The 25,560-nt window shown below is 40.9% G+C and carries 18 protein-coding genes and 1 pseudogene; 17 read left to right on the forward strand and 2 right to left on the reverse strand.

The window, feature by feature from the left end; translation table 11 throughout:
* Nucleotide 1 precedes the first annotated feature (1 nt).
* The 15 genes and pseudogenes from TZ96_RS00855 (at nt 2) to purB (ending at nt 18,098) form a co-directional block, all read left to right on the forward strand.
* A complete protein-coding gene (locus TZ96_RS00855; protein ID WP_045762502.1) occupies nt 2-1,342 on the forward strand; it encodes a bacteriocin secretion accessory protein in 1,341 nt (446 codons plus the stop codon).
* 168 nt (nt 1,343-1,510) lie between these two features.
* Complete coding sequence (gene purC, locus TZ96_RS00860; protein WP_045762503.1) at nt 1,511-2,218, forward strand: phosphoribosylaminoimidazolesuccinocarboxamide synthase; 708 nt, start codon at nt 1,511-1,513, stop codon at nt 2,216-2,218.
* A gap of 63 nt (nt 2,219-2,281) precedes the next feature.
* A complete protein-coding gene (locus TZ96_RS00865) occupies nt 2,282-6,007 on the forward strand; it encodes a phosphoribosylformylglycinamidine synthase (RefSeq protein WP_045762504.1) in 3,726 nt (1,241 codons plus the stop codon).
* A 168-nt stretch (nt 6,008-6,175) separates the two neighbouring features.
* Nucleotides 6,176-7,618: an amidophosphoribosyltransferase gene (gene purF / locus TZ96_RS00870; protein ID WP_045762505.1), complete on the forward strand. Its 1,443-nt coding sequence runs from the start codon at nt 6,176-6,178 to the stop codon at nt 7,616-7,618.
* Nucleotides 7,619-7,654: 36 nt separating this feature from the next.
* Nucleotides 7,655-8,677, forward strand: coding sequence for a phosphoribosylformylglycinamidine cyclo-ligase (gene purM / locus TZ96_RS00875; protein ID WP_045762506.1), 1,023 nt, complete (start codon nt 7,655-7,657; stop codon nt 8,675-8,677).
* Nucleotides 8,677-9,231 carry a phosphoribosylglycinamide formyltransferase gene (purN, locus tag TZ96_RS00880; RefSeq protein WP_045762507.1) on the forward strand — a complete coding sequence of 185 codons (555 nt, stop codon included), beginning with the start codon at nt 8,677-8,679 and terminating at the stop codon, nt 9,229-9,231. Before purM ends, purN begins: the two co-directional genes overlap by 1 nt.
* Before the next feature lie 3 nt (nt 9,232-9,234).
* Nucleotides 9,235-9,939 carry a hypothetical protein gene (locus tag TZ96_RS00885; RefSeq protein ID WP_045762508.1) on the forward strand — a complete coding sequence of 235 codons (705 nt, stop codon included), beginning with the start codon at nt 9,235-9,237 and terminating at the stop codon, nt 9,937-9,939.
* The gene (gene purH / locus TZ96_RS00890; protein ID WP_045762509.1) at nt 9,936-11,483 is read left to right on the forward strand and encodes a bifunctional phosphoribosylaminoimidazolecarboxamide formyltransferase/IMP cyclohydrolase; all 1,548 of its coding nucleotides are present in this window, start codon (nt 9,936-9,938) and stop codon (nt 11,481-11,483) included. Before TZ96_RS00885 ends, purH begins: the two co-directional genes overlap by 4 nt.
* Before the next feature lie 121 nt (nt 11,484-11,604).
* On the forward strand, nt 11,605-12,870 hold the full coding sequence (gene purD, locus TZ96_RS00895; protein WP_045762510.1) for a phosphoribosylamine--glycine ligase: 1,266 nt from the start codon (nt 11,605-11,607) through the stop codon (nt 12,868-12,870).
* Nucleotides 12,871-13,071: 201 nt separating this feature from the next.
* A complete protein-coding gene (purE, locus tag TZ96_RS00900) occupies nt 13,072-13,560 on the forward strand; it encodes a 5-(carboxyamino)imidazole ribonucleotide mutase (RefSeq protein ID WP_045762511.1) in 489 nt (162 codons plus the stop codon).
* Nucleotides 13,547-14,638: a 5-(carboxyamino)imidazole ribonucleotide synthase gene (gene purK / locus TZ96_RS00905; RefSeq protein ID WP_045762512.1), complete on the forward strand. Its 1,092-nt coding sequence runs from the start codon at nt 13,547-13,549 to the stop codon at nt 14,636-14,638. The genes purE and purK overlap by 14 nt, the downstream gene beginning before the upstream one ends.
* A 7-nt stretch (nt 14,639-14,645) precedes the next feature.
* A complete protein-coding gene (locus TZ96_RS00910; RefSeq protein WP_045762513.1) occupies nt 14,646-15,812 on the forward strand; it encodes a hypothetical protein in 1,167 nt (388 codons plus the stop codon).
* 154 nt (nt 15,813-15,966) lie between these two features.
* Nucleotides 15,967-16,053: pseudogene (locus TZ96_RS11095) on the forward strand (hypothetical protein); the annotation flags it as partial.
* 19 nt (nt 16,054-16,072) lie between these two features.
* Nucleotides 16,073-16,735 (forward strand): hypothetical protein, encoded by a 663-nt coding sequence (locus TZ96_RS00915; RefSeq protein WP_045762514.1) that lies wholly within the window; start codon nt 16,073-16,075, stop codon nt 16,733-16,735.
* A 64-nt stretch (nt 16,736-16,799) separates the two neighbouring features.
* The gene (gene purB / locus TZ96_RS00920; protein ID WP_045762515.1) at nt 16,800-18,098 is read left to right on the forward strand and encodes an adenylosuccinate lyase; all 1,299 of its coding nucleotides are present in this window, start codon (nt 16,800-16,802) and stop codon (nt 18,096-18,098) included.
* Nucleotides 18,099-18,144: 46 nt separating this feature from the next.
* Here the strand turns inward: purB and strH are convergent, their stop codons facing one another.
* Together strH and TZ96_RS00930 are read right to left on the reverse strand one after the other, a co-directional pair.
* Complete coding sequence (gene strH, locus TZ96_RS00925; protein ID WP_045762516.1) at nt 18,145-21,963, reverse strand: LPXTG-anchored beta-N-acetylhexosaminidase StrH; 3,819 nt, start codon at nt 21,961-21,963, stop codon at nt 18,145-18,147.
* 271 nt (nt 21,964-22,234) lie between these two features.
* Entirely contained in the window at nt 22,235-22,951 is a 717-nt protein-coding gene (locus tag TZ96_RS00930) for a GntR family transcriptional regulator (protein ID WP_045762517.1), read from the reverse strand.
* A gap of 323 nt (nt 22,952-23,274) precedes the next feature.
* Between TZ96_RS00930 and TZ96_RS00935 the strand changes: the two genes are divergently transcribed.
* Entirely contained in the window at nt 23,275-25,062 is a 1,788-nt protein-coding gene (locus TZ96_RS00935; protein ID WP_045762518.1) for a glycoside hydrolase family 35 protein, read from the forward strand.
* Nucleotides 25,059-25,535: a PTS system mannose/fructose/N-acetylgalactosamine-transporter subunit IIB gene (locus tag TZ96_RS00940; RefSeq protein WP_045762519.1), complete on the forward strand. Its 477-nt coding sequence runs from the start codon at nt 25,059-25,061 to the stop codon at nt 25,533-25,535. Before TZ96_RS00935 ends, TZ96_RS00940 begins: the two co-directional genes overlap by 4 nt.
* The last annotated feature ends 25 nt before the right edge of the window (nt 25,536-25,560 follow it).

Raw genomic sequence — 25,560 nt, forward strand, 5'->3', positions numbered from 1 at the left:
GATGCAATCAGAATTTTTAGAAAGTGCTGAGTTTTACAATCGTCGTTACCATAATTTTTCTAGTTATGTGATTTTTCCAAGTTTTATCTTGTTTTTGTTCCTGCTACTCTTTTCAATCTTTGCACAAAAGGAGATAAGCTTGACAGCTGGAGCTACGGTAGAACCTGCTCGTATCATTGCTACCATTCAGTCTAGTAGTAATAGTAAGATTGTGGCGAATCATTTGGCTGAAAATAAGTTTGTCAAGCAAGGGGATCTTCTCGTTCAATACCAAGAGGGAGCAGAAGCCGTTCAGGCTGAGAATTATGCTAGTCAGTTGGAAATGCTCAAGGATCAGAAGGTTCAACTGGAGTATTTAAAAGCAAGCCTACAAGCAGGAAGTGATCAATTTCCAGAAGCAGATAAATTTGGCTATCAGCATAGTTTTTTAGATTATCTAAATCAAGCTGCTAGTCTGCGAAGTCAGGTTGAGCAACAAAATGCTAGTATATCATCTCAAAATGCAGCAGCTAGTGGTAGTCAGGCAGAGTTAGGCAATCTCATCGGTGAAACCCAGTCCAAAATTAAAGAATATCAGCAAGCCAAGTCTGCTATTCAGGGTGATGGACACTTAGAGAGTGATCATCCAGCTTATGCTATTTATCAGTCGACAAAGGAGCAAGGATCGGAAACCAAACAGCAGGCCTTATCTCAGCTAGATGCTCAAATCACTCAGCTGGAGTCAACTCTTGCAGGTTATCGAGTACAGTATGCAGGTTCAGGAGCCCAGCAAGCTTATGCATCTGGCTTGGGAAGTCAGTTGGAGTCATTAAAATCTCAGCAACTAGCCAAGGTAGGCCAGGAATTAACGCTCTTGGATCAGAAAATTCTTGAAGCGGAGTCAGGGAAAAAGATTCAAGGAAATCTTTTAGACAAGGGGAAAATTACAGCAACAGAAGATGGTGTTCTACATTTGAATCCTGAGCATAGTCGATCTACCATCATTCCAGAAGGAACTATCCTCGCTCACCTTTTTCCGCAGTTGGCTAGAGAGAGAAAAGCAAAACTAACAGCTTATATCAGTTCTAAGGAAGTGGCTGGTCTCAAGCATGGAAATGAGGTACGATTTACAACGGTAACGGATGCCAATAAGCAGCTAGTATTGACCTCCAAGATTACGAATATCGATACCAGTGCGACTCAGACAGAAAAGGGCAATTTCTTTAAATTAGAGGCAGAGACGGATTTGAATGCTGAACAAGCAGAAAAACTTCGTTATGGACTTGAAGGTCGTTTGACTATGATTACAGGTAGGAAGAGTTTTTTACGCTACTATCTTGATCGTTTTTTGAAACAAGAATAAAGTTCTCATTTTAACTCAAATCAATCTTAGAAAATCGCAAATGAAAAATCATTTGCGATTTTTCTGTACTTTTTCAGATATGATATCAAATATAGTTCGTGAAATATTTGATTTTTAGTGTCTGTTGTGTTAGAATGATGTAAAGTAATACGAAAGGCGAACAAGAAAATGTCCAGTGAACTTATTTATACGGGAAAAGCTAAAGATATCTATACTACAGAAGACGAAAATGTGATTAAGTCGGTCTACAAGGACCAGGCAACCATGCTGAATGGAGCTCGTAAAGAGACCATTGAGGGTAAAGGTGTGCTGAATAATCAGATTTCGTCTCTTATTTTTGAAAAATTGAATGCTGCTGGTGTGGCGACACACTTTATCGAACGTATTTCTGACACAGAACAATTGAATAAAAAAGTGACAATCATTCCTTTGGAGGTTGTGCTTCGTAACGTAACTGCAGGTTCTTTCTCAAAACGTTTTGGTGTGGAAGAAGGTTTGGACTTGGAGACTCCAATCGTTGAATTTTACTACAAGAACGATGAGTTGGATGATCCATTCATCAATGATGAGCATGTGAAGTTTTTGGATATTGCCAATGATGAGCAAATTGCTTATATCAAGGAAGAAACACGTCATATCAATGAATTGTTGAAAGATTGGTTTTCACAAATTGGTCTTCGCTTGATTGACTTCAAATTGGAATTTGGTTTTGATAAGGATGGCAAGATTATCTTGGCAGACGAATTTTCACCAGACAACTGCCGTCTTTGGGATGCGGAAGGGCACCATATGGATAAGGATGTTTTCCGTAGAGATTTGGGCAGTTTAACGGATGTGTACAAGGTTGTGTTGGAGAAATTGCAGGGATTGAAGTAATCATTTTGGAACGGAACCCCTTCGTCTTCGATAACCTATTTGAATAGAAATAAAGGAACTAAAATGGATAAACGTATTTTCGTTGAGAAAAAAGCTGATTTTCGTGTCAAATCTGACTCTTTAGTAAAAGAATTACAGCATAATCTTCAGTTGAAAACCTTGAATGATCTTCGTATCGTTCAGGTTTACGATGTCTTTGGTTTGGCAGATGACCTGTTTGCTCGTGCAGAAAAACATATCTTCTCTGAGCAGGTGACCGATACTGTTTTGGATGAAGCTGCGGTTCATGCTGATCTTGAGAAGTATGCTTTCTTTGCCATTGAAAGTTTGCCTGGTCAATTTGACCAACGGGCGGCATCTTCACAAGAAGCTTTGCTTTTGCTTGGTAGTTCAAATGATGTAACAGTGAATACAGCGCAACTTTACTTGGTTAACAAGGATATTGATGCGAATGAGTTGGAAGCTGTCAAAAATTACCTCTTGAATCCAGTGGATTCTCGTTTCAAAGATATCACTGTTGGCATTGCGAAGCAGGATTTCTCTGAGTCTGACAAAACTATTCCGACTTTGGATTTCTTTGAAACTTATACGGCAGAAGATTTTGCACAGTATAAGGCGGAGCAAGGATTGGCCATGGAAGTGGATGACCTTCTCTTCATTCAAGATTACTTCAAATCCATTGGACGGGTGCCAACTGAGACTGAGTTGAAGGTTTTGGATACTTACTGGTCTGACCACTGCCGTCACACCACTTTCGAGACTGAGTTGAAAAACATCGACTTCTCAGCTTCTAAATTTGAAAAACAATTGCAAGCGACTTATGACAAGTATATTGCCATGCGTGATGAGTTGGGACGCACAGAAAAACCTCAAACCTTGATGGATATGGCGACTATTTTTGGTCGCTATGAGCGTGCCAATGGTCGTTTGGATGACATGGAAGTGTCTGATGAAATCAATGCCTGCTCTGTTGAAATTGAAGTGGATGTCAATGGTGTCAAAGAACCATGGCTTCTCATGTTCAAAAACGAAACTCATAACCACCCAACTGAAATTGAACCATTTGGTGGGGCGGCTACTTGTATCGGTGGTGCTATTCGTGACCCATTGTCAGGTCGTTCATACGTTTACCAAGCCATGCGTATCTCAGGTGCTGGTGATATTACAGCTCCGATTTCAGAAACTCGTGCTGGTAAATTGCCACAACAAGTGATTTCTAAAACAGCGGCTCACGGTTATTCTTCATATGGTAACCAAATTGGTCTTGCAACAACTTACGTTCGTGAATACTTCCACCCAGGTTTCGTTGCTAAGCGTATGGAGCTAGGTGCAGTTGTCGGTGCGGCTCCTAAGGAAAATGTTGTCCGTGAAAAGCCTGAAGCTGGCGATGTGATTATCTTGCTTGGTGGTAAGACTGGACGTGACGGTGTCGGTGGTGCGACAGGTTCTTCTAAGGTTCAAACCGTTGAATCTGTTGAAACAGCTGGTGCTGAGGTTCAAAAAGGGAATGCTATCGAAGAACGTAAGATTCAACGTCTTTTCCGTAATGGAGAAGTGACACGTCTTATCAAGAAATCAAATGACTTTGGTGCTGGTGGTGTCTGTGTGGCTATCGGTGAATTGGCAGATGGTCTTGAAATTGATCTAGACAAAGTGCCATTGAAATATCAAGGATTGAACGGTACAGAAATTGCCATCTCTGAATCTCAGGAACGTATGGCTGTAGTGGTTCGTCCAGAAGATGTAGATACCTTCATTGCAGCATGTAACAAAGAAAATATTGATGCTGTTGTCGTTGCGACAGTAACTGAAAAACCAAATCTTGTCATGCACTGGAATGGTGAAACCATTGTTGATTTGGAACGTCGTTTCCTTGATACAAACGGTGTACGTGTGGTTGTAGATGCTAAGGTGGTTGACAAGGATGTCAAGCTTCCAGAAGAACGTCAAACATCTGCTGAAACCCTTGAAGCTGATACTTTTGAAGTCTTGGCTGACCTTAACCATGCCAGTCAAAAAGGTTTACAAACCATCTTTGATAGCTCAGTTGGTCGTTCAACAGTTAATCATCCACTCGGTGGTCGCTACCAAATCACACCAACGGAAGCTTCTGTACAGAAATTGCCAGTTCAACATGGTGTGACAACAACTGCTTCTGTCATGGCGCAAGGATTCAACCCTTATGTAGCAGAATGGTCTCCATACCATGGTGCGGCTTATGCGGTCATCGAAGCAACTGCTCGTTTGGTTGCTGCTGGTGCAAAATGGTCTAAGGCTCGTTTCTCTTATCAAGAATACTTCGAGCGAATGGATAAACAAGCAGAGCGTTTTGGTCAACCAGTGGCTGCTCTCCTTGGATCCATTGAAGCTCAGATTCAACTTGGTTTGCCATCTATCGGTGGTAAAGACTCTATGTCTGGTACCTTTGAAGAATTGACAGTACCACCAACCTTGGTTGCTTTTGGTGTGACAACAGCAGATAGCCGTAAGGTCCTATCTCCAGAATTTAAGGCTGTTGGTGAAAATATTTACTATATTCCAGGTCAATCTTTGGCACAAGAAATTGATTTTGATCTTATCAAGTCTAACTTTGCTCAATTTGAAGCAATTCAAGCTGACCATAAAGTCACATCTGCATCAGCTGTCAAATATGGTGGTGTGGTTGAAGCTCTTGCCCTTGCAACATTTGGTAACCATATTGGTGCAAACGTCGAATTAGCAGACCTTGACACTAGCTTGACAGCTCAATTGGGTGGATTCGTCTTCACATCGCCTGAAGACATTGCAGGTGTTGCCAAGATTGGACGAACAGTAGCTGACTTTACACTTTCTGTCAATGATGTAACGCTTGATGGACACAAGCTTGACAGTGCCTTCCAAGGTAAATTGGAAGAGGTTTACCCAACGGAATTTGCACAAGCAACTGAGTTGGAAGAAGTACCTGCTGTGGCATCTGATGCTGTGATCAAAGCTAAAGAAACAGTTGAGACTCCAGTGGTTTACATACCAGTATTCCCAGGTACGAACTCTGAGTACGATTCAGCTAAGGCCTTTGAAAAAGAAGGTGCAAAAGTCAATTTGGTACCATTTGTAACACTGAATGAAGAAGCGATTGTCAAGTCTGTTGACACTATGGTTGACAATATCGAAAAAGCTAACATTATCTTCTTTGCAGGTGGCTTCTCAGCAGCCGATGAACCAGACGGATCTGCTAAATTTATCGTTAACATCTTGCTCAATGAAAAAGTACGTGTAGCCATTGATAGTTTCATCGAACGTGGTGGTTTAATCATTGGTATCTGTAACGGATTCCAAGCCCTTGTTAAATCAGGTCTTCTTCCATATGGTAACTTTGAAGATGCAAGCAGTACGAGTCCAACCCTCTTCTACAATGATGCCAACCAGCACGTGGCGAAGATGGTTGAAACACGTATTGCCAATACCAACTCACCATGGCTTGCCGGAGTTGAGGTTGGTGATATCCATGCCATCCCAGTATCACATGGTGAAGGTAAATTTGTCGTGACAGCTGAAGAATTTGCAGAGCTTCGTGACAATGGTCAAATCTTTACCCAATATGTTGACTTCGAAGGTAAACCAAGCATGGATTCAAAATACAATCCAAATGGTTCTGTCAATGCGATCGAAGGTATCACAAGCAAGAACGGTCAAATTATTGGTAAGATGGGGCATTCAGAACGTTTCGAAGACGGTCTCTTCCAAAATATTCCAGGAAATAAAGATCAACATCTCTTTGCATCAGCGGTTAAATACTTTACTGGGAAATAAGCTTTGCAGTTTTTTTAATAGATAACCATCAGTGAATGTAAAATCAAGTAGATGTAACTTGCGATAATTGCAAATGATTTGTTGTTGCGAGTGAAACGAGCTTCTACCGTATCATTCCGCTGTAGTATCGCTAAGGAATGATACAGAAATAAAAATTAGGTATATAAAATGACATACGAAGTAAAATCTCTTAATGAAGAATGTGGTGTTTTTGGTATCTGGGGCCACCCAGATGCTGCCAAAATGACCTATTTTGGACTTCATAGTCTTCAGCACCGTGGTCAGGAGGGGGCAGGAATCCTCTCCAATGACCAAGGGAAATTGAAGCGTCATCGTGATATGGGACTTTTATCAGAAGTCTTCAAAAATCCTGCTAATTTAGATAAATTGACAGGAACCGGAGCGATTGGACATGTGCGTTATGCGACTGCGGGAGAAGCTTCTGTAGATAATATCCAACCTTTCCTCTTCCGCTTTCACGATATGCAGTTTGGTTTGGCTCATAACGGGAATTTGACCAATGCAGAATCGCTCAAGCAAGAATTAGAACAAAGAGGGGCAATCTTCAGTTCAACCTCTGATTCAGAAATCTTGGCTCACTTGATTCGCCGTAGCCACAATCCAAATCTGATGGGTAAAATCAAGGAAGCGCTCAGTCTGGTTAAAGGTGGTTTCGCTTATCTCTTGATGTTTGAAGATAAGTTAATAGCAGCCCTTGATCCAAACGGCTTCCGTCCTCTGTCAATCGGGAAAATGGCCAATGGAGCAGTAGTGGTTTCATCTGAGACCTGTGCCTTTGAAGTAATCGGTGCTGAGTGGATTCGCGATGTGAAACCAGGCGAGATTGTCATCATTGATGATAATGGCATCCAGTATGACAGCTATACAAACGATACTCAGTTGGCGATCTGTTCCATGGAGTATATCTACTTTGCCCGTCCTGACTCCAATATCCATGGTGTCAATGTCCATACGGCTCGTAAGCGAATGGGAGCTCAATTAGCACGTGAGTTCAAGCATGAAGCTGACATTGTGGTCGGTGTGCCAAACTCCTCACTCAGTGCAGCTATGGGCTTTGCGGAAGAGTCTGGGCTACCAAATGAAATGGGTCTTATCAAGAACCAATATACACAACGGACCTTTATCCAGCCGACTCAAGAATTGCGCGAGCAAGGAGTTCGAATGAAGCTGTCTGCCGTTTCTGGTGTCGTGAAAGGCAAACGTGTGGTCATGATTGATGACTCGATTGTACGTGGAACAACATCTCGTCGTATTGTCCAACTCTTGAAAGAAGCGGGGGCATCAGAAGTGCACGTTGCCATTGGTAGTCCTGCTCTTGCCTATCCGTGTTTCTACGGGATTGATATCCAGACACGTCAGGAGTTGATTGCGGCTAATCATACCGTCGAGGAAACTTGCCAAATCATTGGTGCGGATAGTCTGACTTATCTTTCTATTGATGGCTTGATTGACTCTATTGGGATTGAAACAGATGCACCAAATGGCGGTCTCTGTGTGGCTTACTTTGATGGGAACTATCCAACTCCTCTCTATGATTATGAAGAAGAATATCGTAGAAGTTTAGGAGAAAAAACAAGTTTTTACGAATAAAAAATCCCATTGAAGGAAAGGAAAAGGAAAAAACAAATGACAAATAAAAATGCTTATGCCCAATCGGGTGTAGATGTTGAAGCGGGTTATGAAGTTGTTGAACGCATCAAAAAACACGTGGCACGTACAGAGCGTGCGGGTGTCATGGGAGCTCTTGGTGGTTTCGGTGGGATGTTTGACCTTTCAAAAACAGGTGTCAAAGAGCCAGTTTTGATCTCAGGTACAGATGGTGTTGGTACTAAGTTAATGCTGGCTATCAAGTATGACAAACACGATACCATCGGACAAGACTGTGTAGCTATGTGTGTCAATGATATCATCGCTGCAGGTGCAGAGCCTCTCTACTTCTTGGACTACATCGCAACTGGGAAAAATGAACCAGCTAAACTAGAACAAGTCGTTGCTGGTGTGGCTGAAGGTTGTGTGCAAGCTGGTGCAGCCCTCATCGGTGGGGAAACAGCTGAAATGCCTGGTATGTATGGTGAAGACGACTATGACTTGGCTGGTTTTGCAGTCGGTGTTGCAGAAAAATCTCAAATCATCGACGGTTCAAAAGTAGCTGAAGGGGATGTGATTCTTGGGCTTGCTTCAAGCGGTATCCACTCAAATGGTTACTCACTTGTTCGTCGTGTCTTTGCTGATTACACAGGTGAAGAAGTCCTCCCAGAATTGGAAGGGAAGAAACTTAAAGACGTTCTTTTGGAGCCAACTCGTATCTATGTCAAAGCAGCTTTGCCACTCATCAAAGAAGAATTGGTCAACGGAATCGCTCACATCACAGGTGGTGGTTTCATCGAAAATGTGCCACGTATGTTCGCAGATGACTTGGCTGCTGAAATTGACGAAAGCAAAGTCCCAGTTCTTCCAATTTTCAAAGCTCTTGAAAAATATGGCCAAATCAAACATGAAGAAATGTTTGAAATCTTCAACATGGGTATTGGTCTCATGCTTGCGGTAAAACCAGAAAATGTTGAACGTGTCAAAGAACTTCTTGACGAACCAGTTTATGAAATCGGTCGTATTGTGAAGAAGACAGATGCAAGTGTGGTGATTAAATAATGACTAAAAGGATTGCTGTTTTTGCCTCTGGTAACGGCTCAAACTTTCAGGTGATTGCGGAACAATTTCCAGTAGAATTTGTCTTTTCAGATCACCGGGATGCCTATGTCTTAGAACGTGCCGAAAAGCTAGGGGTTTTATCTTATGCCTTCGAACTCAAAGAGTTTGAGAACAAGGCGGACTACGAAGGAGCCATTGTTGAGCTCTTGGATGAACACCAGATTGACTTGGTTTGTCTCGCAGGCTATATGAAAATCGTCGGCCCCACCTTGCTAGCAGCTTATGAAGGCCGTATCATCAATATTCATCCGGCTTATCTCCCTGAATTCCCAGGAGCTCATGGTATTGAGGATGCTTGGAATGCGGGTGTGGACCAGTCTGGCGTGACTATTCATTGGGTGGACTCTGGTGTTGATACCGGTAAGGTCATCAAACAGGTCCGTGTGCCACGCCTTGAAGGGGATACCCTTGATACTTTCGAAACTCGCATCCACGAAACAGAGTACAAACTTTATCCAGAAGTCTTGGATAGTTTGAAATTAAGGAGAAAGTAAATTTTGAATAATAAAGCTATTAAGACTTTACTAGATAAAGTTAAAGAATTTGAAGATTTTTTTAATGAGTATGAAAAACAATTTTACCCTAAAGTAATAAAAATTAGAAATTTATTTCTAATTAGCTTAATTGTATTTATTATTTTAATGTTGACAAGTTGTGTACTTTGGTTCTGGAATTTTGGTGATTTGTGTGTTAAAATAGTTTCTCTTATTTTTACTGTACTTTCTTTTGGGGGCTTTATTTATCTCAGTCGAAAATTTGATAAAATTTCAGATGGAAAACCTAATAAATTTGAAGAGCTATGTAGAGAAATAAAGTATGAATTGATTCTTGTGTATGGGGAAAAAGCTAGTTATGCTGTGAAGTTGTTAATAGCTGATTTGACAGATAAACAGGATAATAAAATTAAGAAGTATGAAAGTTTAGTAAAGTCAGTAGGCATAGTTGGTATAATTTTGGTAACGGCTTTTATCACTTTGGCTTTAAATAAATTATTTGTTGCAGATGAGACAGCTATTCCTGTTGAAACATTTTTGGGTTTAATTTTAATCGTAGCTATAATAGTATGGTTGATTAATTTCATAGATAGTGGAATAAAAAATATTATAAAATACCCCATATGGGGTAAAGCTTCAAAAGAAGTGTATCTAATAGATATTTTATATGAAGTTAAATATATGGTTTTGGAAAAGGAGAACAAATGACTAAACGTGCACTAATTAGTGTTTCAGACAAAGCGGGCATCGTTGAATTTGCCCAAGAACTCAAAAAACTCGGTTGGGATATCATCTCGACAGGTGGGACCAAGGTTGCCCTTGACAATGCTGGGGTAGATACCATTGCCATCGATGATGTGACTGGTTTCCCAGAAATGATGGACGGTCGTGTGAAGACTCTCCACCCAAATATCCACGGAGGCCTCCTCGCTCGTCGTGACCTTGATAGTCACCTAGAGGCTGCTAAGGATAATAATATCGAATTGATTGACCTTGTTGTAGTAAATCTTTACCCATTTAAGGAAACAATCCTCAAACCAGACGTAACTTACGCGGATGCGGTTGAAAATATCGATATCGGTGGGCCATCAATGCTTCGTTCAGCAGCTAAAAACCATGCTAGCGTAACAGTTGTGGTAGACCCAGCTGATTATGCTGTTGTGCTTGACGAATTGGCAGCAAACGGCGAAACCTCTTACGAAACTCGCCAACGTTTGGCAGCTAAAGTATTCCGTCACACAGCGGCTTATGATGCCTTGATTGCAGAATACTTCACAGCTCAAGTGGGTGAAACAAAACCTGAAAAACTTACTTTGACTTATGACCTTAAGCAACCAATGCGTTACGGTGAGAACCCTCAACAAGACGCAGACTTCTATCAAAAAGGTTTGCCAACAGCTTACTCAATTGCTTCAGCTAAACAACTTAACGGCAAAGAATTGTCATTCAACAATATCCGTGATGCTGATGCTGCTATCCGTATCATCCGTGACTTCAAAGACCGTCCAACAGTTGTGGCTCTCAAACACATGAACCCATGTGGGATTGGTCAAGCTGATGATATCGAAACAGCTTGGGATTACGCTTATGAGTCTGACCCAGTGTCAATCTTCGGTGGAATCGTCGTTCTTAACCGTGAAGTTGACGCTGCGACAGCTAAGAAGATGCATGGTGTTTTCCTTGAAATCATCATTGCGCCAAGCTATTCTGACGAAGCGCTTGAAATCTTGACAACTAAGAAGAAAAACTTGCGCATCCTAGCTTTGCCATTCGATGCTCAAGATGCCAGTGAAGCAGAAGCAGAATACACTGGTGTTGTTGGTGGTCTCCTCGTTCAAAACCAAGACGTGGTCAAAGAAAGTCCAGCTGACTGGCAAGTGGTGACCAAACGTCAACCAACTGAGACAGAAGCGACAGCTCTTGAGTTTGCTTGGAAAGCTATCAAGTACGTCAAATCAAATGGTATCATCGTGACTAATGACCACATGACACTTGGTGTTGGCCCAGGTCAAACCAACCGTGTGGCTTCAGTCCGTATTGCTATTGACCAAGCTAAAGACCGTCTTGACGGTGCTGTTCTTGCTTCAGATGCTTTCTTCCCATTTGCAGATAACGTGGAAGAAATCGCCAAAGCAGGTATTAAAGCTATCATCCAACCGGGTGGATCAGTCCGTGACCAAGAGTCAATCGAAGCGGCTGATAAACATGGCTTGACTATGATCTTCACAGGTGTGAGACATTTTAGACATTAAGAAAATAAAAGGGAAGAAAACAGTTTCTTTCCTTTTTTTGATTAAAAAGCTAAACGAAACAAGATTAAAACGAACGTTTGTGGTATAATGATAGTAAATAATTCGCAAAAGAGGTTGAGAGATGAAACTGTTGGTTGTTGGCTCAGGTGGTCGTGAGCATGCGATTGCCAAGAAGTTATTAGAGTCTAAAGACGTTGAGAAAGTTTTCGTGGCACCTGGAAATGACGGGATGACCTTAGATGGTTTGGATTTGGTAAATATCTCTATTTCCGAACATTCTAAGCTGATTGACTTCGCAAAAGCAAATGACATTGCTTGGACTTTTATCGGTCCAGATGATGCCCTTGCGGCAGGTATTGTAGATGATTTCAATGCAGCTGGTCTCAAAGCTTTTGGTCCGACTAAAGCTGCAGCTGAGCTGGAGTGGTCTAAGGATTTTGCTAAGGAAATCATGGTTAAATACGACGTTCCGACAGCAACCTATGGCACCTTTTCAGATTTCGAGGAAGCTAAGGCTTACATCGAAGAAAAAGGCGCTCCAATCGTCGTCAAGGCAGACGGTTTGGCCCTTGGGAAAGGTGTCGTTGTTGCGGAGACGGTTGAGCAAGCCGTCGAAGCTACTCAAGAGATGCTTTTGGACAATAAATTCGGTGACTCAGGTGCGCGTGTGGTTATCGAAGAATTCCTTGATGGGGAAGAGTTCTCTCTCTTTGCCTTTGTCAATGGGGACAAGTTCTACATTATGCCAACTGCTCAGGACCACAAACGTGCCTACGATGGCGACAAAGGTCCTAACACTGGTGGGATGGGTGCCTATGCGCCAGTTCCTCACTTGCCACAGAGCGTGGTTGACACGGCGGTTGACACTATTGTCAATCCAGTTCTTGAAGGCATGATCAAAGAAGGGCGTCCGTATCTTGGTGTCCTTTACGCGGGGCTTATCTTGACAGCTGATGGCTCTAAAGTCATAGAGTTCAACTCTCGTTTTGGCGATCCTGAAACACAAATTATCTTGCCTCGTTTGACTTCTGACTTTGCAGAAAACATCACTGACATTTTGGATGGCAAAGAGCCAGCGATCACTTGGACGGACAAGGGTGTGACACTGGGCGTGGTTGTAGCCTCAAACGGATACCCACTCGCTTATGAGAAGGGTGTCAAGCTTCCAGCCAAGACAGAGGGCAATATTATCACTTACTATGCCGGTGCCAAATTTGCTGAAAATGGACAAGACCTTCTTTCAAACGGCGGACGTGTCTACATGCTGGTCACCACAGCAGATACCGTCAAAGAAGCCCAAAATACCATCTACAGCGAACTTAACAAACAAAACACAGAAGGGTTGTTCTACCGAAATGACATTGGTAGTAAAGCAATCAAAGATTAACAGATATTATAGTTGTCATTGGCGAGCGAAAGCGAGCTAGAATAGGATAATGGTCGCCGTGGTGAAAGGACAGAACAGTGAATGTTCTGGTCGGGGGAAACTTTGAGACCTTAGGCTCAAAGTTTAGGAATGAAACCGAAGGTTTGCTTCCGTCCCCACCACCTAAGACCATTATCAAAAAAGAAAAGGATATTATTAACTATGAAACCAGTAATTTCCATCATCATGGGCTCAAAATCCGACTGGGCAACCATGCAAAAAACAGCAGAAGTCCTAGACCGCTTCGGTGTAGCCTACGAAAAGAAAGTTGTTTCCGCACACCGTACACCAGACCTCATGTTCAAACATGCGGAAGAAGCACGTAGTCGTGGCATTAAAGTCATCATCGCTGGTGCGGGTGGCGCTGCCCACTTGCCAGGGATGGTTGCTGCAAAAACAACCCTTCCAGTCATTGGTGTGCCCGTCAAATCACGTGCGCTTAGCGGTGTGGATTCTCTCTACTCTATCGTTCAGATGCCGGGAGGCGTACCAGTCGCAACTATGGCTATAGGTGAAGCAGGTGCGACCAACGCTGCTCTCTTTGCCCTCCGTCTCCTCTCAGTAGAGGACCAGGCTATTGCGACAGCACTTGCTAATTTTGCTGAAGAACAAGGAAAAATCGCAGAGGAGTCTACAAATGAGCTCATCTAAAACAATCGGAATCATCGGTGGTGGTCAGCTTGGTCAGATGATGGCCATTTCTGCTATCTATATGGGGCATAAGGTTATCGCGCTGGATCCTGCGGCGGATTGTCCGGCCTCTCGCGTGGCGGAGATTATCGTGGCTCCTTATAATAATGTGGATGCCCTCCGTCAATTGGCGGAGCGCTGTGATGTTCTTACCTATGAATTTGAAAATGTCGACGCCGATGGTTTGGACGCTGTCATCAAGGATGGTCAGCTTCCTCAAGGAACGGACTTGCTCCGCATTTCTCAAAATCGAATCTTTGAGAAGGACTTTCTTTCTAACAAGGCTCAAGTCACTGTGGCTCCTTACAAGGTTGTGAAATATAGCCAAGACTTGGAAGATATCGACTTGTCGAAAAACTATGTTCTCAAGACGGCGACTGGTGGTTACGATGGTCATGGACAAAAGGTTATTCGTTCAGAAGCAGACTTGGAAGAAGCCTATGCACTAGCTGATTCAGCAGACTGTGTCTTGGAAGAATTTGTCAACTTTGACCTTGAGATTTCTGTCATCGTGTCAGGAAATGGCAAGGATGTGACAGTCTTCCCTATTCAGGAGAATATCCATCGTAACAACATTCTTTCAAAAACTATTGTGCCTGCTCGCATTTCTGAAAGTCTAGCAAACAAAGCCAAAGCTATGGCAGTACGAATCGCTGAACAACTGAACCTTTCTGGAACGCTATGTGTGGAAATGTTTGCGACTGCTGACGACATCATTGTCAATGAAATTGCACCACGCCCACACAACTCAGGCCACTACTCGATTGAAGCCTGCGACTTTTCTCAGTTTGACACTCATATTCTGGGTGTTCTGGGAGCACCACTTCCAGCGATTAACCTTCATGCGCCAGCTGTTATGCTCAATGTTCTCGGCCAACACGTCGAGGCTGCTGAAACATATGTCACAGAAAATCCAAGCGCCCACCTCCACTTATATGGTAAAATAGAAGCGAAGCACAACCGCAAAATGGGACATGTGACTTTGTTTAGTGATGCGCCGGATGAGGTGGAGGAGTTTGGGAAAGGGATTGATTTTTAGGAGAAATATGAAATTTGAGGTGGAGTTATTAACTAAAAATATAAGCATTGTCAAACTTGATGAATTATTTCTTAGTTCAGAGATAATTAGTATTACTTCTAGTAAGCAAGGTGCAGTTGGTGATAAGAACTTAGCGGAGTGTTCGATTGACTATAAGTGTTTTTACGAAAATGATGAATTTACAATAAATACCCAACAATTTAGAAGTGGGATAGTCGAAATTTCACTTAGGTATGAATATAGTAATTATAAATTGAAGTCGGCAGAAAAATTTGGTGAGTTTCTTTCAAAATTTAGAGAATTTTTAGGAAAAAATCATTTGAAATATTCAATTCTATCTAATAGTTTGTCTATGTATTTTTCGAATAGGCTTTATCCTAAGTTTCAAACATATGAATCGTTATTACGAAAAATTTTTGTATTAGCTTTGTCTCCACTAGAGGACGAGAATATTGTAAGGATTGTTAAGAAACAGACTAATGATAAATTAGATTTATCAAAAATTCATACAATAGAGCATATTGAAAGACTGCAAATAGCTGAACTCCATTCATTGATATTTGAAATAAATATAAATCCAGTTAACAACCTAACTAATCATTTTAAAAATTTTCAAGACAAAAGCGAATATCATCTGAAACAGATGATAAAAAAAGCCCTCCCAATCACTATATGGGAAAAGCATTTTGTACCATTCACCGATAATGAGAGAGCAGATGTGCTCAAAAACAGCTACAATAGTATTAAAGACTACAGAAATGACGTTATGCATTTTCACATGCTAACCTATAAACGTTATAAAAAAATAGATTCGTTATTATCAGATGTAATCGAAGAATTAAAAAAGGTTCAATATAACATGCTTGCGAGATGGGATTTTGAAGCAACTAGAAAACTTACAAATGATATTTTTGATCAGGAGTTTCTGGCTAGCTTATCATCTTTATCAAAAACAGTATCAGAAGCGATAAGACCAGCAATGGATAGGTTTTATGCTAACAATCTTGATTTTAATAATGCGATCAAATCTATGATGGAAGTGTTCCATAATATTCAAGTACCTAAAATAGATACTGGGATATTGAAGTCTATTCAAGCTATATCTGATACTATTGGGCATTTAGATTTACCAACCCCTCTCAATGACCCAAATAGTGAAGAAGATGATGAATAAATCTATCGTTTTGAAACACAAAATTTAAGATTAGTAGGAGTAAATGTAAGAAAGTCAAAGAGAAATCTGATGAAAGAGAAAGTTTCCTAGGAACTGAGTTCAGGATGAAGGTACTTGTCTTTTTATAAAATAGAAAAAAAGAACAAGTACTTACCTACACTTATATGGTAAACTAGAAGTGAAGTACAATCGCAATATGGAACACGTGACTTTGCTTAGTGAAGTCACGTATGATATGTAAGAGTCCAGAAAGGAATAAAATGCCGGTAAAATATTTTGAAGTAAAAAAATTTTTGAGAGATAAGATAAGCTTAATTGATTCTATTACAAATAAATTCTTCAAGTATATATTGTTGTATGGAATTTTGGCTTTACTTTTTTTAATTCTAAACGGTGAACTGAATGAAAATAATATAGTAGTACTTCTTTTTTTGGTACTTTTGGGAGTGTTTTACCGATTGATAATTCTTTTTGAGAGAATTAATATAAAAAATTTAGCAATATACATTAAAAATGAAAACGTGTTAGATGAAAATTCTACAATAATGTTAATTAATGACATAGAGTCTTCATTAAAAAAGATAGCCAGTTTTGCAAATTGGAGTTGTGGTATTTTGGCCACTATTTCGATTTTTGTTAGCACGACATATATTACTTTTCTTAAAGACATTATCACTAAAGAAGAACTTTTAAAATTTTTCTGGTCGGGTAATGAAAATGGGATAGAAAATAGCTTTATCGGTCAGATGCTATTAGTTATTATTTTTGTTTTGTTAGGATATTACCTCACTGTTCAAGCTTTTACCTATGATAGGAGATTTGTAATTATTGTTTTAAAAAGTAGTCTTTATATTGATGAAGATGAAGAAATCAAAGGCTTTTGGAAGAAATTAAAACATAGCCTAAAGAACCTTAGTTTTTAAATTTGAAGCGTCATAGTATAAAATAAAAAATTACATGAATATTGAAGATTAAAGGAGAAACAACATGATCGAACGTTACTCTCGCCCTGAGATGGCGAACATTTGGACTGAAGAAAATAAATACCGTGCTTGGCTTGAGGTGGAAATCTTGGCTGACGAAGCATGGGCTGAATTGGGAGAAATCCCTAAGGAAGATGTGGCTTTGATTCGTGAAAAAGCGGACTTTGACATTGACCGTATTTTGGAAATCGAGCAGCAAACTCGTCACGATGTGGTTGCCTTCACACGTGCGGTTTCTGAGACGCTTGGTGAAGAGCGTAAGTGGGTTCACTATGGATTGACTTCTACTGACGTGGTAGATACGGCCTATGGTTACCTCTACAAACAAGCCAACGACATCATCCGCAAGGATCTTGAAAACTTCCTTAACATCATCGCTGACAAAGCGAAAGAACACAAGTTCACTATCATGATGGGGCGTACCCACGGTGTGCACGCTGAACCGACAACTTTTGGTCTTAAATTAGCGACTTGGTACAGCGAAATGAAACGTAACATCGAGCGTTTCGAGCATGCGGCTGCTGGTGTGGAAGCTGGTAAGATCTCTGGTGCGGTTGGTAACTTTGCCAACATCCCACCATTCGTTGAAAAATACGTCTGCGACAAATTGGGTATCCGTGCTCAAGAAATCTCTACACAGGTCCTTCCTCGTGACCTTCACGCTGAGTACTTTGCAGTTCTTGCGAGCATCGCAACTTCTATCGAGCGTATGGCGACTGAGATTCGTGGTCTTCAAAAATCTGAGCAACGTGAAGTGGAAGAGTTCTTTGCCAAAGGTCAAAAAGGGTCTTCAGCAATGCCGCACAAACGTAACCCTATCGGTTCTGAAAACATGACAGGTCTTGCGCGTGTTATCCGTGGTCACATGGTAACAGCTTATGAAAACGTAGCCCTTTGGCACGAACGTGATATCTCTCACTCATCAGCTGAGCGGATCATTGCACCAGATACAACTATCTTGATTGACTACATGCTCAACCGTTTCGGAAACATCGTTAAGAACTTGACAGTCTTCCCAGAAAACATGATCCGCAACATGAACTCTACATTTGGTTTGATCTTCAGTCAACGTGCTATGCTTGCTTTGATTGAAAAAGGTATGACGCGTGAGCAAGCTTACGACCTTGTACAACCAAAGACAGCTCAATCATGGGATAACCAAGTAGACTTTAAACCACTTCTTGAAGCAGATCCAGAAGTGACTTCACGCCTGACTCAAGAAGAAATCGACGAAATCTTTAACCCAACTTACTATACCAAACGTGTGGATGAGATCTTCGAACGCATCGGTTTGGGTGACTAATAATCACAATAAAAAGCGAGACTTTTGTCCCGCTTTTTATTTGTGCTTAATCTTTTTTCTTGCTAAGTCCGTAAGCTGTGAGAGCAGTCATAAGACCAGTAGCAATCAACCATTCTGAACCTTGGCTTCCTGTTTCAGGAAGTTTATTTTCTTTTGCTACAGGAGCTGGACCTTGAGGAAGAGCTTTGTTTTCCTCAGCAGGAACAGTTGCTGGAGCTGGTTCATTTGGAATTTCTAGTTTTGGTTTTTCTTCAGCGATAGCTGCTTGACCATGTTCATCGCCGACATGAGTGACAGGATTTCCAACTTCGATCACTTGAGCGACTGGTTCTTGAGCGACAACACTTGTAACCAATGTTTTAACTTCAGATCCATCAGCAGCAGTAGTCACAGAGTAGAAATGGCTACGACGACCGTTGACACCTGCAGTTACTAGACGAGTTTGTCCCTTAGGTAGTGAAGGAGTCTCGCGAGTGATGGTTGTAAATGGAATTTCTTCATCTTCGATGACTACTCGAGGTTTATTTACAACAGGAGCTTGACCTTTTTCGTCTCCTACATGTGTCGCTAATGTTCCAACTTCGACAACTTGATTGACAGCTTCTTTCGTTACTTGTTTTTCAAGAACTGTTTCTGTTTGCTTGCCATTTTCAGTCACAACTGAAAGATAGATAGTCCGTTCACCTTTGACACCTTCAGTGATGACTTTCTCTTGTCCTGCTGGAAGGTTAGGATTTTCTTTCTTAACAATCTCAAACGGAATTTCTTCTGTCTTAACAAGAAGCTCTGGTCGGTTTTCAACTGTAGCAGCAGTTTCACTCTCATCGAGGCTTCCTGAGTGAGTGGCAGCTGGTTTAAGACCAAGTCTAGCAGCTTTGAGATTAGCTACAAGTGTATCCAATTCAGCTTGTTTGTTACGATTGAGGTTGTAGTTAAGAGCATCTTTAGCAGCCTTGAGAGCGTCGAGACTTTCTGTGCTATATCCTTCTAAGTTTTCAGGGATTTGAGCAAGTTCTTCGCGTAGCGCTTTGTAGTCAGCACGGAAGTAGTCTTTGTTGTGATCTGCAAAGGCAGTCATGAGTTCAAAGATTTCTTCTTCCTTGTATTCTGCGCTTGGTTTATCTGCCCAGATAGCTAACATACTACCAACAGTAGGTAGGTCAACTTCAGGATATTTAGTTGAAGCCAGCTGGTTAAATGGAGTTTTTTCAGTATTTTCAATAGCTTTCTTGAGGAAGCCACCGCCATCTTCTGGTTTTTGACCGAGAATGTAGTACCAATCTCCATTCGTGTTAAGGAATTTATAGCCTTTGCTTGCTAGGTATTGAGGAGACGCAAGGTTGTAACCCCACCAGCCTTTAGACCAGTAAGAGATGATAACGTCTTTATCAAACTCAACATCATCCTTGTCTTCGTAGTAGAAGCCATCGTTAAAGGCCATTGGTTGAAGACCTTTTTCTTTAGCCATGGCAGCTAGGCTATTAGAGTATTCAGCAAATTTGCCGTAGAGACCATACCACTTGAGGTAGTACCAACCTTGAGCATTGGTAGCGTCATTAGCATACTCATCTGTACCATAGTTAAAGATCTTAGTCTTGCCTGCAAAGAAGTCCATGTACTTACCGATAAGGGCTTTTGTAAAGTTCATTGCTTCTTCGTTTTCAAGGTCCATAGTTGTTTTTGAAACCTTGTCAAAGTTGGCTTGAGGGTTTGCGATGCCTAATTTTTCCATAGCGACAAGCATAGCATCCATGTGACCTGGGCTATTGATAGCTGGGATTAGTCCAATACCTTTGTCCTTAGCATATTGGATAAGCTCAGTGATTTCAGCTTGGTTCAAAGTAGTTCCATTAGGATCGTCGTAGTAAGATTTTGTTCCCTCAATGATGGCATTTTTCACATCGTCGCTTGCATAAGTCTTGCCGTTTGCTGAGATACTCATATCATCAAGTAGGAAGCGAAGTCCATCATTTCCAAGGAGCAAGTGAAGGTCAGAGTAACCGAGTTCGCTGGCTTTATCTACGATGCGTTTAAGTTGGTCGAGCGTGAAGTATTTACGTCCAGCATCGATAGAGATTACCTTGTTCTTAGCTAGTTTTTCAACTTCGCGTTTAGCGTCTTCTTCTTTTTGAGCTTCTGGAGTGAAGGTCAAGTTGCTAACAGCTTCTTGGAGTTTTGCGATCGCTTGGTCAATAGTATCTTGTTGAGCACGGCTAAGGTTGCTATCGAGAGCACGGATGGCTTTTTCAGCTTCTTTAACGGCTGCAATACTTTCTTCTGTGTAGCGGGTAAGGTCTGTTGGAACTTCTTTCAAAGCTTGTTCAGCAGACTCGTAATCAGCAGCGAAGTATTCAGCATTTGAGTTTGCAAATTGACGCATGAGTTTGAAGAGACGAGATGGAGAGTAGCGAGCAGATGGAGTATCAGCCCAAGCCGCTACCATACCACCGATAATAGGAACGTCAGCTCCTTCAGTTTTTGGAACAGAAGTGATCGGTGTACTCTTAATACCGTTCAATCCTTGATCAAGGTTGTACCAACCTTGTCCGTCAGCATTACGGCCGAGAACATAGTACCAAGCATCGTTAGTATTGAGGATTTCGTGTCCTTTTTCAGCTAGTAACTTAGAAGAAGCGACATCGTAACCACCCCAGCCACCAGTCCACATAGACACGATGATATCTTTGTCAAAAGTACCAAAAGTAGTGTCGCTATTATAGTAGATACCGTCGTTGAAGGCCATTGGTTTCAGACCGTGAGATTTGACGATACGAGCTAGGTCATTTGCATAGGCGATGAATTTGTCATAACCCTTGTCTGGGAATCCATCTTCTGGATACCATTTATAGGCTTGAAGAACGCTCCATCCTTTGGCATCGGTAGCATCATTAGCGTACTCATCCAAACCGATGTTGAAGATTTCAGACTTACCAGCAAAGTAGCCTGCATACTTATCAATCAAAGCTTTTGTGAAGGCAACAGCTTTTTCATTGTCAAGGTCAACAGTACGCGCTGATTCTTTACCAAAATAGTTAAAGTTAGGCTTTTCAATACCCAGTTCTTTCATGGCATTGAGGATAGCGTCCATGTGACCAGGACTGTTAACAGATGGGATAAGTCCAATACCTTTATCCTTAGCATAGTTAATCAAGTCGGTCATTTGGCTTTCAGTTAGATGATTGCCGTTTGGATCGTTGTAGTAAGCATTGGTTCCATTTTCAACAGCACGTTTGACATCATCGCTTGCATAAGTTTTGTCCCCTACAGTTAGAGACATGTCATCAAGCATAAAACGCAAGCCATCATTTCCGACTAGGAGATGAAGATCAGTATAGCCATAGTGTTTGGCTTTGTCGATGATTTCTTTCAGTTGTTCAGGAGAGAAGTATTTACGCCCTGCATCGATTGAAACGATTTTCTTTTTAGCCAGTTTTTCATTGACTTGAGCTGCTCTCTCTGTAGCGACTACAGGAGCTTCAACTGTAGCAACTTCTTTGTTTTCTGTCTTTTCTGGTTCTGGCTGCTTAGCTTCTTCAGTTACTTCTGGTTTTGCTGGAGTTTCTTCGGTTGTAACAGTTTTTTCTACGATAGGTGCAGGAGTAGCTTCAACTTTTGGTGCTTCAGTGTTTGTTACAGGTGTTGCAGGAGCTACGGCTTCTGGTGTAGGACTAGTTTCAAGTTTTTCTTTGCTGGTCTGTGGAGACGATTCACCTGTAGCTTGGATAGTAGGTTGATTCTCCGTTGTAGTAGGTACGACTCCATCAGCGGCAACAGCTTGCGCATGAAAGGCAAAGCCGATCAAGACAGAAGCTGCTCCGATTGCGTATTTACGAATAGAGAAACGCTGTTTATTTTCTGGTTTCATTAAATAACCTCCTAATTTATTGTTTTGGTAGCGTTTTCACAAACTGATTCTATTGTATTATCTGAAACTAGTAAAGTCAAGTATTTTAATAAAATACCTATAAAAAATATAAGAAGTTATTTAATTTGAACTAATTTTCAATTTTTACTCTGTTTTTAGTAAAATTTCTCCAAATTATAGTTTAAAGTCATTTGATATTTCCTACTAAAAGCTAGCGTGCTATAATGAAAAACAGAAAAGCCTGAAACGATTGTCTCAGACTTTTTAATGTTTAGTGATCGCGATCACATGAGATAAATTTAATCTTATAGAAATCAGAACGTTTGTAAGTTTCAATGTATTCCAACACTTGGCCAGTTGACTCAAGTTTAGTTGTCTTGGTTTGGAGAACAGTTGGGAACTGAGAGTCGATTCCTAGGATAGAAGCAGCATGTTCTGGAGTTGGAAATACAATTTCATTGATTTCTTCAAAATGCTCGTCATTCATGTGAATGTGGTAGTCCAATTTGAAACGATTATAGATAGAACTATAGTATTCAAGATTTGGATAGTTTGCATTGATGTATTGTTCAGGGATATAAGATGTGTGGTAGATATAAGTAACACCGTTAGATTCACGGATACGTTCGATTTTGTAATAAAATTGATCGCCACGCAATCCCAATTTTTCTAAGTAGTTAAGATCGTTACCGCGTTCAATAGAAAGAACAGTGACTTTATCGTCCTTGGTTTCAAAAATTTCTACATCAGAAAATTCTACGAGTTTGTGCTTGCGAGCGCGAGCCACAAAGGTTCCTTTTCCTTGTTGGCGGACAATATAACCGTCTTTAGCAAGGTCGTTTAAGGCGCGAACAACAGTGATTGAACTTACGTCATACATTGCAATCAACTCTGCTTCAGTGTAGAACTTGTCGCCACTTGCAAATTGACCTGAAATGATTTTATTTTTCAATTCATCTTTGATATATTGATACTTTGGAATTGCCATATTTTCACCTCATTTTTTCCTTCTCCATCTTCGATTTTACCATAAATAGTTTGAAAATGATAGTAAATAATGTAAAAAAATAAAATAATATTCTAAGCGATTGACTTACATATTATTTACGGTTAAAAACTCATACATTTATGCTATCTAGATCGAAAATATTTAAGAAAAAATTTTTTTACAAGAATTTTAGAAAACAATTCAGTAAAAAAAAGAAAAATTTTAAATAATTTTCGAAAAATCTATTGACAAGATGGATTCATTAGTTTATCATTTAATATAACAACAAATGAAAGCGCAAACGAAAAGTATGGGGTGGTAAAATGACAAGGTTTAAAATTGAGGATGATTTTTACCTAGATGGGGAACCATTCAAAATTTTATCTGGTGCCATTCATTATTTTAGAATTCCTGAAGAAGACTGGTATCATTCATTGTACAATCTCAAGGCTTTAGGCTTCAACACTGTTGAAACTTACGTCGCTTGGAATTTGCATGAGCCAACTGAAGGAAACTTCAATTTTGAAGGCAATCTTGATATTGAAAAATTTCTTCAGACAGCTCAGGACTTAGGCTTGTATGCTATTGTTCGACCATCTCCCTTTATCTGTGCAGAGTGGGAATTCGGTGGTTTACCAGCATGGCTTTTAAATAAAGACATGCGAATCCGTTCCTCTGATCCAGCCTTTATAGAAATGGTAGGACGCTACTACGATCATTTACTTCCACGTCTTGTTTCAAGATTGTTGGATAATGGTGGTAACATCCTCATGATGCAGGTTGAAAATGAGTACGGTTCATACGGTGAGGACAAAACCTACTTGCGTGAGATTCGCCGATTGATGGAAGAACGTTCAGTGACTTGTCCGCTCTTTACATCTGATGGTCCATGGCGAGCAACTCTGAAAGCTGGTACCTTGATTGAAGATAATCTCTTTGTGACAGGGAACTTTGGTTCAAAAGCAAACTTTAACTTCTCGCAAATGCAAGAGTTCTTTGATGAGTATGGCAAGAAATGGCCACTCATGTGTATGGAATTCTGGGATGGATGGTTTAACCGATGGAAAGAACCAGTCATCACGCGTGAGCCAGAGGAGTTAGCAGAAGCCGTACATGAGGTACTAGAGCAAGGCTCTATCAACCTTTACATGTTCCACGGTGGAACCAACTTTGGTTTTATGAATGGTTGTTCAGCTCGAGGAACTATTGATTTACCACAAGTAACATCTTATGATTATGACGCTCTCCTTAATGAAGCTGGGAATCCAACTGCTAAATACATGGCAGTTAAGAAAATGATGGCGACTTACTATCCTGAGTATCCACAATTAGAACCGCTTTACAAAGAGAGCATGGAAGTTGAAAACATTCCACTGGTCGAGAAAGTTTCTCTATTTGAAACCTTGGATAGCCTAACAAGTCCAACTAAAAGTCTCTATCCTAAGAAAATGGAAGAGTTGGGACAAAGCTACGGTTATCTACTCTATCGTACAGAAGCTAGTTGGGATGCAGAAGAAGAACGTATCCGTATCATTGACGGTCGAGACAGAGCTCAGCTATTTGTAGATGGTAAATGGGTCGCAACTCAGTACCAGACAGAAATTGGTGAGGACATCTTCTATCAAGGAGAAAAGAAAGCGCTCTCTCGTTTTGATGTTCTGGTAGAAAATATGGGGCGTGTCAATTACGGGCATAAGTTCCTAGCAGATACACAACGAAAAGGGATTCGTACAGGTGTCTGCAAAGATCTACACTTCATGTTGAACTGGGAACACTATCCGCTTCCACTAGATAATCCTGAAAAGATTGATTTCTCAAAAGGATGGACAGAAGGACAACCTGCCTTTTACGCCTATGACTTTGAAGTTGAGGCTCCGAAGGGCACCTACTTAGAACTATCTGAGTTTGGTAAAGGGATTGCCTATGTCAATGGCCGTAATCTAGGACGTTTCTGGAATGTTGGTCCAACCTTATCGCTTTATATTCCGCACAGCTATCTCAAGGAAGGTGCTAACCGCATCATTATCTTTGAAACTGAAGGGGAGTATAAAGATCACATACACTTAACTCGTAAACCTACACTAAAACATATAAAGGGGGAAAATTTATGACAATTGTAGGATGCCGTATCGATGGACGTTTGATCCACGGACAAGTAGCAAACCTTTGGTCTGCTAAACTTAATGTTTCACGTATCATGGTCGTTGACAATGAAGTTGTTAACAACGATGTTGAAAAGAGCGGATTGAAACTTGCAACACCACCAGGTGTAAAACTTAGCATTTTGCCAGTTGAAAAAGCTGCAGCCAATATCCTTGCTGGAAAATATGATAGCCAACGTCTTTTGATTGTAGCACGCAAACCTGACCGTTTCCTCGGTTTGGTAGAAGCAGGCGTACCGCTTGAAACAGTCAATGTCGGCAACATGTCTCAAACACCAGAAACTCGTTCTATCACACGTTCAATCAACGTTGTAGATAAAGACGTAGAAGATTTCCACAAATTGGCGGAAAAAGGTGTTAAACTTACTGCTCAAATGGTTCCAAATGATCCAGTTTCAGACTTTTTGAGCTTATTAAAATAGGAAAAAATTTTTAGGAGGTCATTGT

It is taken from the genome of Streptococcus infantis (genome assembly GCF_000963255.1).
Classification (GTDB): Bacteria; Bacillota; Bacilli; order Lactobacillales; family Streptococcaceae; genus Streptococcus; species Streptococcus nidrosiense.

Bases quoted from the DNA above. Each gene is read 5' to 3' on its own strand.
- TZ96_RS00855 (WP_045762502.1), top strand. From the start codon at position 2: ATGCAATCAGAATTTTTAGAAAGTGCTGAGTTTTACAATCGTCGTTAC.
- purC (WP_045762503.1), top strand. From the start codon at position 1,511: ATGTCCAGTGAACTTATTTATACGGGAAAAGCTAAAGATATCTATACT.
- TZ96_RS00865 (WP_045762504.1), top strand. From the start codon at position 2,282: ATGGATAAACGTATTTTCGTTGAGAAAAAAGCTGATTTTCGTGTCAAA.
- purF (WP_045762505.1), top strand. From the start codon at position 6,176: ATGACATACGAAGTAAAATCTCTTAATGAAGAATGTGGTGTTTTTGGT.
- purM (WP_045762506.1), top strand. From the start codon at position 7,655: ATGACAAATAAAAATGCTTATGCCCAATCGGGTGTAGATGTTGAAGCG.
- purN (WP_045762507.1), top strand. From the start codon at position 8,677: ATGACTAAAAGGATTGCTGTTTTTGCCTCTGGTAACGGCTCAAACTTT.
- purH (WP_045762509.1), top strand. From the start codon at position 9,936: ATGACTAAACGTGCACTAATTAGTGTTTCAGACAAAGCGGGCATCGTT.
- purD (WP_045762510.1), top strand. From the start codon at position 11,605: ATGAAACTGTTGGTTGTTGGCTCAGGTGGTCGTGAGCATGCGATTGCC.
- purE (WP_045762511.1), top strand. From the start codon at position 13,072: ATGAAACCAGTAATTTCCATCATCATGGGCTCAAAATCCGACTGGGCA.
- purK (WP_045762512.1), top strand. From the start codon at position 13,547: ATGAGCTCATCTAAAACAATCGGAATCATCGGTGGTGGTCAGCTTGGT.
- TZ96_RS00910 (WP_045762513.1), top strand. From the start codon at position 14,646: ATGAAATTTGAGGTGGAGTTATTAACTAAAAATATAAGCATTGTCAAA.
- TZ96_RS00915 (WP_045762514.1), top strand. From the start codon at position 16,073: ATGCCGGTAAAATATTTTGAAGTAAAAAAATTTTTGAGAGATAAGATA.
- purB (WP_045762515.1), top strand. From the start codon at position 16,800: ATGATCGAACGTTACTCTCGCCCTGAGATGGCGAACATTTGGACTGAA.
- strH (WP_045762516.1), bottom strand. From the start codon at position 21,963: ATGAAACCAGAAAATAAACAGCGTTTCTCTATTCGTAAATACGCAATC.
- TZ96_RS00930 (WP_045762517.1), bottom strand. From the start codon at position 22,951: ATGGCAATTCCAAAGTATCAATATATCAAAGATGAATTGAAAAATAAA.
- TZ96_RS00935 (WP_045762518.1), top strand. From the start codon at position 23,275: ATGACAAGGTTTAAAATTGAGGATGATTTTTACCTAGATGGGGAACCA.
- TZ96_RS00940 (WP_045762519.1), top strand. From the start codon at position 25,059: ATGACAATTGTAGGATGCCGTATCGATGGACGTTTGATCCACGGACAA.